General features: G+C 67.1%; 9 protein-coding genes and 1 pseudogene. 4 read left to right on the top strand and 6 right to left on the bottom strand.

The window, feature by feature from the left end:
* Nucleotides 1–126 precede the first annotated feature (126 nt).
* The 3 genes from D5S18_RS20035 to D5S18_RS20025 are packed head-to-tail and all read right to left on the bottom strand — an operon-like array spanning nt 127 to nt 3,338.
* Nucleotides 127–1,755, bottom strand: coding sequence for an ABC transporter permease (locus D5S18_RS20035; protein ID WP_120042579.1), 1,629 nt, complete (start codon nt 1,753–1,755; stop codon nt 127–129).
* A complete protein-coding gene (locus tag D5S18_RS20030; protein ID WP_120042578.1) occupies nt 1,752–2,687 on the bottom strand; it encodes an ABC transporter ATP-binding protein in 936 nt (311 codons plus the stop codon). The genes D5S18_RS20035 and D5S18_RS20030 overlap by 4 nt, the downstream gene beginning before the upstream one ends.
* The gene (locus tag D5S18_RS20025) at nt 2,688–3,338 is read right to left on the bottom strand and encodes a TetR/AcrR family transcriptional regulator (RefSeq protein WP_120042577.1); all 651 of its coding nucleotides are present in this window, start codon (nt 3,336–3,338) and stop codon (nt 2,688–2,690) included.
* Nucleotides 3,339–3,436: 98 nt separating this feature from the next.
* Here D5S18_RS20025 and D5S18_RS20020 point away from each other — a divergent pair.
* Nucleotides 3,437–5,376: pseudogene (locus tag D5S18_RS20020) on the top strand (acyl-CoA dehydrogenase family protein).
* Here D5S18_RS20020 and D5S18_RS20015 read toward each other — a convergent pair.
* The 3 genes from D5S18_RS20015 to D5S18_RS20005 form a co-directional block, all read right to left on the bottom strand.
* Nucleotides 5,345–5,989 (bottom strand): phosphatase PAP2 family protein, encoded by a 645-nt coding sequence (locus D5S18_RS20015; protein ID WP_120042576.1) that lies wholly within the window; start codon nt 5,987–5,989, stop codon nt 5,345–5,347. The pseudogene D5S18_RS20020 and the gene D5S18_RS20015 overlap by 32 nt on opposite strands.
* A 39-nt stretch (nt 5,990–6,028) precedes the next feature.
* Nucleotides 6,029–6,931, bottom strand: a complete 903-nt coding sequence (locus tag D5S18_RS20010; protein ID WP_120042575.1) for a nuclease-related domain-containing protein — start codon at nt 6,929–6,931, stop codon at nt 6,029–6,031.
* An 88-nt stretch (nt 6,932–7,019) separates the two neighbouring features.
* Nucleotides 7,020–8,696, bottom strand: a complete 1,677-nt coding sequence (locus D5S18_RS20005; protein ID WP_120042574.1) for a GMC oxidoreductase — start codon at nt 8,694–8,696, stop codon at nt 7,020–7,022.
* Nucleotides 8,697–8,945: 249 nt separating this feature from the next.
* Between D5S18_RS20005 and D5S18_RS20000 the strand changes: the two genes are divergently transcribed.
* The 3 genes from D5S18_RS20000 (at nt 8,946) to garA (ending at nt 10,623) form a co-directional block, all read left to right on the top strand.
* A complete protein-coding gene (locus D5S18_RS20000) occupies nt 8,946–9,539 on the top strand; it encodes a CDP-alcohol phosphatidyltransferase family protein (protein WP_120042880.1) in 594 nt (197 codons plus the stop codon).
* 43 nt (nt 9,540–9,582) lie between these two features.
* A complete protein-coding gene (gene gcvH / locus D5S18_RS19995) occupies nt 9,583–9,981 on the top strand; it encodes a glycine cleavage system protein GcvH (RefSeq protein WP_120042573.1) in 399 nt (132 codons plus the stop codon).
* A gap of 165 nt (nt 9,982–10,146) precedes the next feature.
* A complete protein-coding gene (gene garA, locus D5S18_RS19990; RefSeq protein ID WP_120042572.1) occupies nt 10,147–10,623 on the top strand; it encodes a glycogen accumulation regulator GarA in 477 nt (158 codons plus the stop codon).
* The last annotated feature ends 52 nt before the right edge of the window (nt 10,624–10,675 follow it).

Below are 10,675 nucleotides of genomic sequence, written 5' to 3'. Positions count from 1 at the left end.
TTCGCTCGGTCTTGTCGGTGCTTGAAGTTTTGCCTCGGCGAGGATTGTCGCGATTGCCGCATATCGCAGGACGGCCCGCATCCGGTGGACGGATGCGGGCCGTGGTTTATTGCGGTGCGGTAACCGTCAGCGCAGATCTCGTCGCCGGAACGCGACGATGCCCATCCCGAGCAAGGCGGCGGCCACTGCGAGCAACCACAGCAGCGGCGCCACTTGCAAGGCACTGCCCGGCACCTTCGGCACATGCGTGAACGGCACCAGATCGACCACCCACTGCGGTAACCCATTGAGTGCACCGAGGAAGTAGATGACCAGCACCAGACTGAGCACGCCCCACGCCACCTGCGTGTACTTCGGCGCCAAGCCGTAGATGGCGGTCGCGACCCCGGTGAGCACCCACACCGCGGGCAACTGGACCAGCGCCGCGCCGAGCGTCTTGGCGAGCTTGCCTGCCATATCGCCGTCGGCGAAGCCGTACATCACCCCGATCGCCACCGCCGCGATGACCAGCAGCAAGGCCGGGCCGAGCAGCGCGAAACCGAGGTGGCTCGCCGCGTATCGCGGTCGGCTGACGGCGCCCGCGAGGGTGGCCTCGGCGCGCTCGCTGCTCTCCTCCTCGTGCAACCGCATGGTCGCCGAGAGGGAGTAGGCGGCCGAACCGATGGCGAGCATGCCCATCGCCAGCGTGATGAAGGCATCCTTCAACGCATCGGTGCCACCCATCCTGGTGACGACATCGTGCACGGCGCCCTCGCTGAGCATATCGCCGACGCTGTTGACCACACCGCCCATCAACAGCCCGTACAGCAGGAACCCGATGGCCCAACCGAGCAGCGAGCCGCGCTGCAACCGCCACGCCAACCCGGCCGGACCCGACAGTGCCGCATCGGCTCGTGGCGGGCCGGGACGCTCGGCGACCAAACCGGATCCGGTATCGCGGTCCTGCAGCAACCAATACGCCGCCGTCACCCCGATGACCGCCGTGGCGACCAGCAGCAGCATGACCCACCACCGCTCGCCGCCGAACGCGCGCACCTGCAGACACCAGCCCAGCGGCGAGAACCACGACAGCACACCGTTTCCCGCGTCGCCGATGGCGCGCAGCGCGAAGGCCGCCGCCAGCGCGCCGAGCGCGATGCCCCGCGCCGTGCGCGCACCGGCACTGACCTGCGCGGCCACCGCGCCGACCCCGGACCACAGCAGCCCCGAAAGACCAAGTGTCCCTGCGAAAGCCAGCGATCCCGAGCCGGGTAGGCCGCTGCCCTTCAGACCCATTGTTCCGAACAGTGCCACTAGGCCGCAGCCGACCGTGGTCATGATGAGGACGGCGGTCAGCCCGGCGTAGCGGCCGATACTGGTGGCCCCGACGAGTTCGGCCCGCCCCGTCTCCTCCTCGACCCTGGTGTGCCGGATGACGGTCAGAATGGTGGCCACCCCGATGAACGCGAAGTACGGCCCGGCCTTCCACAGCGCCAACGGCCCCAGGTCGTGGCTGTACAGGTTGCCGTACATGGCGACAAGGGCGGGCGTGTCCTCGATCGTCTTGGCGTACTTGTCCAGATCGATCGGTGTCGAATACGCCTTCTTGGTGCTGGCCACATAGAACGCGGGCAGAAACGCGAAAGCCAGTACCCACAGCGGGAAGATGACCCGATCCCGCCGCAGATACAGTCGCAGCAACTGCCAGGTGCCCGCGAAATCCCTTGTGCTGCCGAGAGCGGGTGCGGTGTGCCGCCCGGCCACCGCGGTGGTCATGCGTGCACCTGCTGTGCGGGATGGGGCGCACCGGAATCGGTCGCGTCGCCGTCGAGATGATAGTGCCGCAGGAACAGTTCTTCCAGTGTGGGCGGGGCGCTGGTGAGGCTGCGCACACCCGCGTCGCCGAGGACCCGGATGAGCTGACCCAGATGTTGGCTGTCGACCTGGCAGCGCAGGGTCGCGCCGTCGCGCTCGATATCCTCGACGCCCCCGATCTTGCTGAGATCGCCGGGGTCGCCGACCAATTCGGCGGTGATATTGGTGCGCGAGAGGTGGCGCATCTGCGAGAGCGAGCCGCTCTCCACAGTGCGTCCGGCGCGGATGATGGTCACCCGGTCGCACAGCACCTCGACCTCGGAGAGAATGTGGCTCGACAGCAGCACGGTCGTGCCGCGCTGCTGGGCCTCCCGCACACACTCGCGGAAGACCTGCTCCATCAACGGATCCAGACCCGAGGTGGGCTCGTCGAGCAGCAGCAGTTTCACATCGGAGGCCAAAGCCGAGATGAGCGCGACCTTTTGGCGGTTGCCCTTGGAATAGGTGCGTGCCTTCTTGCGCGGATCGAGGTCGAAACGCGCGATCAGGGCATCGCGTCGCTCGGCATTGATACCTCCGCGCATCCGGGCGAGCAGATCGATGGTCTCCCCGCCCGACAGCGACGGCCACAGTGTGACATCGCCCGGCACGTAGGCCAATTCGCGGTGCAGGTCGACCGCGTCGGTCCACGGGTCGCGCTCGAGCAGTTCGACCGAGCCGCCACTGGAGCGCAGGATGCCGAGCAGGATGCGGATGGTGGTGGATTTACCCGCCCCGTTGGGGCCGAGGAAGCCGTGGATCTCGCCGGGGGCGACCTCGAGGTTCAGGCCGTCTAGCGCCGTGAAGTGACCGAAATTCTTTCGGAGATCCCGGATTTGGATGACGCCGGACATTCACTCCTCCTTGATGAGTGCTTCGATGATCGTGGGATCGGTGAGCAGGCCCTGGGTGTAGAACTCCAGGGCGGGTGGCGTGAGTTGGTCGGTCATCTCGCGGATGACCTTGCGGAAGTCGATCTTCTCGGCGTCGCCGTAGTTCAGCTGGGTGAACAACAGCGCGGCGCCGACATTGAGCATCGTGATGTACCGGGCGCGGGCCTTCTCGTCCCGACTCGGCTTGATGGCGCCCGAGTCGAGACCGGCGCGGATATGGCTCTCCGTGTCGTCGACGAGTCGGTCGAACAGCGAGCGGGCCGGCGGGCCGCCTGCCTGCAGGCTGCGCACCATATAGGCGACCAGCGGGGCGTAGACCTCGATCTCGGCGATCGCGGCCAACATGCCCTGTGCCGGACTCGCCGCGGTGATGGTCTTGAGTTTCTCGCTGTGAATGAGAGCGGTGACACGATCGTCACAGGCGGCGCGCAGGCCCTCCTTTGAGCCGAAGTGATGGTTGACCAACCCCGGCGAGACGCCCGCCGCGCGTGCGATGGTGCGGACCCCGACCTGAAATCCCTGCTCACCAAAGATTTCTATGGCCGTGTCGCGGATGCGGGCCGCCGTGGTCAGATCGGCGGATCCTTGCGATAGGGGCTGTTGGCTAAACACATGTTCAGTATATTAAACACGCGTTCAAAGCGCAGCAAGCCCGGTGACCGAATCGTGTCCGCCCGGTCGGATGCGGGAATCCGGTTATCGTCGATGCCATGGCTAATCTGGCTACCGGAAGTTTCACCACGGCGGATCACCTGCGGACGGCGCTGGACGGACCCTGGGCGCAGGTGCGCGAGACGGCCAGGAAGCAACTGACCGGCAACCAATTCATCGGCGATCCCTACCTCGACTACAAGGCCGCCCGCGCCCGCGTCCTCGACCAGATGCGCGCCGTCGCCGAACTCGGCTATCCGGGCCTCGGCTTCCGTCCCGAGCACGGCGGCCTCGGCGAACCCGGCGCCGCGGTGGTCTCCCTCGAGATGCTGGCCTACTGCGACCTGTCGCTGTGGGTGAAATCCGGTGTGCAGTGGGGACTTTTCGGTGGCGCGGTGGAAAACCTCGGCACCGAGCGGCATGCCGACCAGGTGCGCCGACTCATCCCGCTCGACCTGCTCGGCTGCTTCGCGATGACCGAATCCGGCCACGGCAGCGATGTCGCGAACCTGGAGACCACCGCCACCTACGATCCGGCGACCGAGGAATTCGTCATCCACACCCCGACCCCGTCGGCGCGCAAGGACTACATCGGCGGCGCGGCCGAACACGCGCGGGTGGCCGCCGTTTTCGCGCAGCTGATCACCCAGGACGAGAACCGCGGCGTGCACTGCCTGCTGGTGCCCATCCGCGATGCGGACGGCGCCGATCTGCCCGGCGTCACCACCTACGACGACGGACTCAAGGGCGGACTGCTCGGCGTCGACAACGGGCGCATCGTCTTCGATCAGGTCCGCGTCCCACGGGAGAACCTGCTCAACCGCTACGCCGACGTCGCGCCCAACGGCGCGTACACCTCGACCATCGACAATCCCAGCCGCCGCTTCTTCACCACCCTCGGCACCCTGGTGCGCGGCCGAATCAGTGTGGGCGGCGCGGCGGCCGCGGGCACCCGGGTGGCCCTGAGCATCGCGATCCGCTACGCACTGCTGCGCCGACAGTTCCTCGACCAGGACACCGGCTCGGAGACCGTGCTGCTGGACTACCGCAACCATCAGCGCCGACTCCTACCGCTGCTGGCCAAGTCCTACGCCTACGCCTTCGCCCAGAACGATCTCGTGCGTCGCATGGAGTTGGTGCAGACCGGCCGCGACACCGCACCCGGCGCGCAGCGGGCACTCGAGAAGCGCGCCGCCGGACTCAAGGTCGCCCAGACCCGCCACGCCACCCGCGCCATCCAGGAATGCCGCGAAGCCTGCGGCGGCGCAGGCTATCTCACGGAGAACCGGCTGGTCACCCTGAAGGCCGACACCGATGTCTTCACCACCTTCGAAGGCGACAATGTGGTGCTCACCCAGTTGGTGGCTAAGGAACTGCTCACCGCCTACGCCGACGAGGTCCGCGACCTCGACGCGCTCGGCTGGGTGCGCTTCGCCGCCACCATGGCAGGCGATGTGGTTCGCAAACGTTCGGGTGTCGCCAACTGATTCAGACCCTGCGCGACGGGGCCAAAGAGAGCGTCGACGAGGGCGATCTGTCCCGCCGTTCGGTCCAACTGCAACTGTTCGCCGACCGCGAGGACTATCTGGTCCGCACCGCCGCGCACCGCCTGCGCGCCAGGGCACAGGACACCGGCCCCTTCGAGGCGTTCAACAACGCCCAGGACCACATCCTCGCCGCGGGCGCCGCGCATATCGACCGGCCGGTGCTGGAAGCCTTCATCGAGGGCCTGGACACCATCGCCGATCCCGACGCCCGCGCGCTCGCCGAAACCGTGTGCGATCTCTTCGTCTACACACTGCTGGAAGAGAATTCGGCCTGGTACATCATGCACCGGTTCATGTCGGTCGAGCGGGCCAAAGCGGTGCGGCGCGGTATCAACGAACTCGTCGACCGGCTGCGGCCGCAGGCCCCGACCCTGGTCGAGGGACTGGGTGTGCCGGAGGAGATGCTGCGCGCCGCCATGCTCACCGACGCGAGTGTCTACGCGCGGGACTGAATCGCACGGCGGCGGCCCTGAGCAGGGCCGCGCACCAGACCAGCGCGGTGGTCATGGCGATGGCCGCCGCCGTGCCGCCCGCGATATCGGTGGCCAGGTGGTATCCGAGGCCGATCATGCCGATCGCGACCAGGACGAGCGCGATCGCACCGAGTGCCACCGTGATTCGGCGCGCGCGCCGCGAATCCGTCAGCAGGACAAAGGCGGTGGCTACCGCGACCAACTGCACCGTGTGCCCGCTCGGGTAGGCGAGATAGTCGTGCAGCGGACGTTCCCAAAGCGGTTTGAGCACCAGGGTATTGATCGCTACCACCAGTTCCGGCACCACGGCCAGCGTCGCGGCGCACCACCATCGACGGCGATAGAGGAACCAGGCGACACCGGCGACCAGCAGCGGCAGCACGATATAACCATTGCTTGGGATCACGAGAGCGTGATAGATGCCGGGATGCGCGTCGAGCGCCGAGTGGATAGGCGCCGCGACGGCGCGGTCGGCGGCGGTGGGGCCGCCATCGGCCGGAAAGGTCTGGGGCAGTGCCACCGTCACCGCGCCGCCCGCGACCACCACGCCGCCGCGGACCAGATCGGTGGATCGCCCGCGCGCATCGGTCATAGCGCCGACGATAGCGAATGCCTAGGGGCACAGACCCTACTAGCCCGGACCGTAGGTCAGCACGATCGTGACGACGAACCAGATGATCCAGGCAACCGCGACGACCATGCCCGCCGCCAGCGCCAGCCGCATGAAGGCCCGGCCCATATCCAGGTCTCCCGGCACCCGAGGATAGAGTTTCCACGGGCTGTACCAAGGGGTTTCGAGGCGCACCAGCGGCTTGTGCTCTTGGGCGTAGGAGGTGGCTATCTTCTGCTCCTCCGCGAACGCCTCGGCTTGCGCCTGATTCGGGCCGCCGTGCCACAGCGTGATATCGATCGGGCCGAGGAAGCCCTCGTTGAGCAGATCCTGCGGGCCGGGCAGATAGGGCAGGATGCCGAGGCCGCGGAAGGCGACGGCGATATCGTTGGCCGTCCACAGGAACTTCTCCTGCTTGGCCAGGGTCTGGAAGAAACCGCGCAGGCGGCTGGGCTCGTCGCCGATGACGACATCGAAGCTGGGATCGCTCCACGCCTGATGCACGGTCAAGTTCGTGCCCCGCGGTGGCACGATCAGCGCGACGCCGTGCACCACCCGCTGGCCGAGTCCGCGCGCGGCGAGCCAGTTGTAGAGCGCGAAGGTGTGCTCGCGCGATTTCTCCAGCGGGGTGCGCCGATCCCGACCCTCCAGGGCGGCGGGCACGCCCGAGATGGTCCAGCCGCCATTGAGCGGGATCTCCAGGACTCCGTCCTGGCGCGTCTGCAGCATCTCGGCCTCGATGATGACGCAACTGGACGGCGTCCACACGATGGCGTCGAACTGGTGCAGCCGATCCTCGTGGAACAGACCGGCATTGATGGTGGCCACGCCGTGCGGGGCGGCCGGATCCTTCCAGGTGCGCAACCAGTCGATCAGCGCCCGCTCGGCGTTGGTCCCTGCGGGGTTCTGCACTCGCACGAGCATTGGCACAGTCTAGTTGGCGCGGGCCGGGTGTGGCGTATTCCGGGACTGCCCAAGGCGTGTCATAGCCGCGCCACTGATGTGGCGGTGTTCAGGCGACGGGTGTGATGGGCAGTAGCAGCGCGCCGGGCGCGGTCGCGGGCACCGTCGGATGCTTGGGCGCGACGGGTGCGACGCGCCGGTACGGGCTGCCGGGCGCGGGTCGCGGATCGGTCTCGTTCTTGTTGGGCCAGAACGCCATTGCCCGCTCGGCCTGTGCGGTGATGGTCAGTGAGGGGTTGACGCCGAGGTTGGCGGTGACGGCCGATCCGTCGGCCACATGCAAGCCCGGATATCCGAAGACGCGCTGGTAGGGATCGATCACCCCGGATTCGGCGCTCGCGCCGATCACGCAGCCGCCGATGTAGTGCGCGGTGGCCGGGATATCGAAGGCGTCGGTCACTATGGCGTACACATCGCCGTTCACCTTGGCGGCGAAGCGGCGACCGATGTCGTGCGCCAAGGGAATCCAGGTGGGATTGGGCTCGCCGCTGCCCGGCCGGGTGCGCAACCGTCCGCGCTTGCGAAAGGAGGTGAGGGAATTGTCCAACGACTGCATCACCAGCAGGATGACCGACCTCTCCGAGGCCCGTCGCGCGTCGAGGCTGCGCAGCAATGCCAAGGGGTGCAACACCATTGCCAGCAGGAAGCGCAGGAATCGGTACGCGCCGCCGTCCACGACCGGCGCGGCGAGCGGGAACAGCGCGTTCTGTCCCGTGCCGTAGTGGCACACCTCGATGTGGGTGTCGGCCTCCGGATGGATGGAGGAGGTGATCGCGATGCCCTGCGCGAAATCGTGCCTGGTGCGGCTGGTCACGGCCAGGATGGCCTCGGAGTTGCTGCGGGTGAGTTCGCCCAGCCGGGGCGACAATTCGGGCAGGACCCGCCGGTCCCGCATGCGGTGCAACAACTTCTGCGTGCCGAGCGCTGCCGCGGCGAATATCACCTGCTCGGCGGTGAAAGTCCTGCGGCCCTTGTGAATCCAGCGGTCGGGACGTTCGGTGTCGATGGCGTACCCGCCGCCGGGCAGGGGGCGCACCGCGGTGACCTCGGTCAGCGGATGCACCCGCGCACCCGCCTGTTCGGCGAGGTGGAGGTAGTTGGTCGGGGTGGTGTTCTTGGCGTTGTGCGGGCAGCCGGTGAGACAGCGCGCGCAATGGATACAGCCGTTGCGGCGCGGCCCCGCGCCGCCGAAATAGGGATCCTCGACCGGCGCGCCGGGATCGGACTCGTTGAAGTAGATGCCCACCTCGGTGGGGTGGAAGGTATTTCCGACGCCGAGATCCTCGGCGATCTCCTTGATCACCGCGTCGGCGGGGGACAGTCGGGGATTGGGTGTCACGCCGAGCATGCGTTTGGCCTGGTCGTAGTAGGGGGCCAGTTCGGCGCGCCAGTCGGTGATGTGCGCCCACTGTTTGTCGGCATAGAAATTGGGCAGTGGCTCATAGAGAGTATTGCCATAGATCAGCGATCCGCCGCCGACGCCCGCACCGGAGAAGACGGCGCATTTGCCGAGCAGGCTGATCCGCTGCGGTCCGGTCAGACCCAGACGGGGCGCCCAAAGGGATTTGCGCACATCCCAGTTGGTGCGCGGGATGGCGTCGGCGGGCCAGCGTCGCCCTGCCTCGAGCACGCCAACCCGATAGCCCTTCTCGGTGAGCCGCAGCGCGCTCACGCTGCCGCCGAAGCCGGAGCCGATCACCACAACGTCGTAGTCGAATGCGGGCATGACTTCCTTTCGATCGCCGACCACATCGGGTCATTGAGATAGTTTCGCACTCATTCTTTCACCGGGTGTGCTGCGACGGAATTCACGCGCCCGGCGCGCCCGGATGGCCAGGTCGGGGGTCGGTGGGGTATTACCGGGGCTGTGCAAACCGAATCCGGGACCACCGATCCGAACGGGCGCGACCCGGCCACCGGCGGCGCGGGCCGGGAAAAGGCGCGCGGCGGCGAACAGGCGGGTCGCCGCGAACCAATGGGCGGCATCTTCGCCGACCGCGTGCTCACCGTGCCCAACGCGCTGAGTGTGCTGCGACTGCTCGGCGTGCCGCTGTTCCTGTGGTTGCTGCTGGTCGAGCGGGCCGACGGCTGGGTCGTGGTCCTGCTGGTGGCCAGCGGCATCACCGACTTCCTGGACGGCAAACTGGCGCGACTGCTCGACCAGTCCTCGCGGCTGGGCGCGCTGCTCGATCCGCTGGTGGATCGGCTCTACCTGGTGACCACCCTGGTGGGCTTCGTCATCCGCGGCCTGCTGCCCTGGTGGGTGGCGGTGCTCATCATCGGCCGCGACGCGCTGCTGGGACTCACCCTCGGTATTTACCGGCGCCGGGAAATGTCCCCACCCGAGGTGATCTACCTCGGCAAGGCCGCCACCTTCGCGCTCATGTCCGCGCTGCCGTGGTTGTTGGCGGGGCAGATTGATTGGGTCGCAGCCGGATTCAGTCGCGCCTTCGGTGGCGCGCTATTGATCTGGGGCGTCGCGGTCTACGTCTGGACCGGCGCGCTCTACGCATGGCGGGCACTGGCCGTCGCGCGAGCGATACCGCCTGTGCCGCACCACACCCGGTAGTGATTAAAGTTGCGTGCAACGTTCAAACCCGAAAGGACGGCCTGTGACACAGACCCCCGAGGACCTGCGCTACACCGAGGAGCACGAGTGGGTGCTGCGTATCTCCCCGACCAGGGTGCGCGTTGGCATCACCGACTATGCCCAGACCCAACTCGGTGACGTGGTGTTCGTGCAGCTGCCCAAGATCGACGACGAGGCGGAGCAGGGGCAGAGCATCGCCGAGGTCGAATCCACCAAGAGCGTGTCCGACATCTTCGCCCCGCTGAAGGCGAAAATCGTTGCGGTGAACGATCTTCTGGTCGCCGAACCGGAGCAGCTGAACGCCGATCCGTACGGTGATGGCTGGCTGTTCGAACTCGAGGTTTCCGACGCCGCGGCGCTGGACAATTCTCTCGGTGAGCTGCTGGATGCCACCGGTTATCAGGCAGTTATCGGGGGCTGATCCAGCCTTCCCTGTTCTACCTGCACGGGCACGCCCCGGCAGGGTACGGTCAATGCCAACAGATATCTCGGCAGTCAGGAGCCGGAATCTAGCGACACGAGTACTCGTGTCGGCGAAGGCATCACCTGCTTGCATGGATAATCAGGTTCGAGGAGGAGAGAAACGGTGAGCGAGAACAAAGACCCTGGTTACCAGGAGACCGCGGCCGAGACGACGTCGGTCTTCCGCGCGGACTTCCTGAACGAGGTCGACGCGTCGCGCTCCGCTGAGCAGGCCGGCGAGCAGCCGGTGCAAGGGGTCGAGGGTCTGCCCGTCGGTGCCGCCCTCCTGGTCGTCAAGCGCGGCCCGAACGCGGGCTCGCGGTTCCTGCTGGACCAGCCGACCACCTCGGCCGGACGCCACCCCGACAGTGACATCTTTCTCGACGACGTCACCGTCAGCCGCAGGCATGCCGAATTCCGGCAGGACGACGATTCGTTCATGGTGGTCGACGTGGGCAGCCTCAATGGCACCTACGTCAACCGGGAGCCGGTGGACTCCTCGGAGTTGCAGAACGGTGACGAGGTCCAGATCGGCAAGTTCCGCCTGGTCTTCCTGACCGGTCCCAAGGCGGGCGAGTCGGCGGGCGCCGGCGGCCTATGAGTACGACGGCGCTGAGGCGATGACGAGTATGACGGTCAAGAAGGGCTCAGTG

The sequence above is a fragment of the Nocardia panacis genome (assembly GCF_003598715.1).
Taxonomy (GTDB): Bacteria; Actinomycetota; Actinomycetes; order Mycobacteriales; family Mycobacteriaceae; genus Nocardia; species Nocardia panacis.
Note: the sequence above shows the minus strand (reverse complement) of the source record. Positions and strands in the feature narration are given on the sequence as shown.

Excerpts from the sequence above, each read along its gene's own strand:
- D5S18_RS20035 (WP_120042579.1), bottom strand. The coding sequence starts at position 1,755 with ATGACCACCGCGGTGGCCGGGCGGCACACCGCACCCGCTCTCGGCAGC.
- D5S18_RS20000 (WP_120042880.1), top strand. The coding sequence starts at position 8,946 with ATGGGCGGCATCTTCGCCGACCGCGTGCTCACCGTGCCCAACGCGCTG.
- D5S18_RS20030 (WP_120042578.1), bottom strand. The coding sequence starts at position 2,687 with ATGTCCGGCGTCATCCAAATCCGGGATCTCCGAAAGAATTTCGGTCAC.
- D5S18_RS20005 (WP_120042574.1), bottom strand. The coding sequence starts at position 8,696 with ATGCCCGCATTCGACTACGACGTTGTGGTGATCGGCTCCGGCTTCGGC.
- D5S18_RS20015 (WP_120042576.1), bottom strand. The coding sequence starts at position 5,989 with ATGACCGATGCGCGCGGGCGATCCACCGATCTGGTCCGCGGCGGCGTG.
- D5S18_RS20010 (WP_120042575.1), bottom strand. The coding sequence starts at position 6,931 with ATGCTCGTGCGAGTGCAGAACCCCGCAGGGACCAACGCCGAGCGGGCG.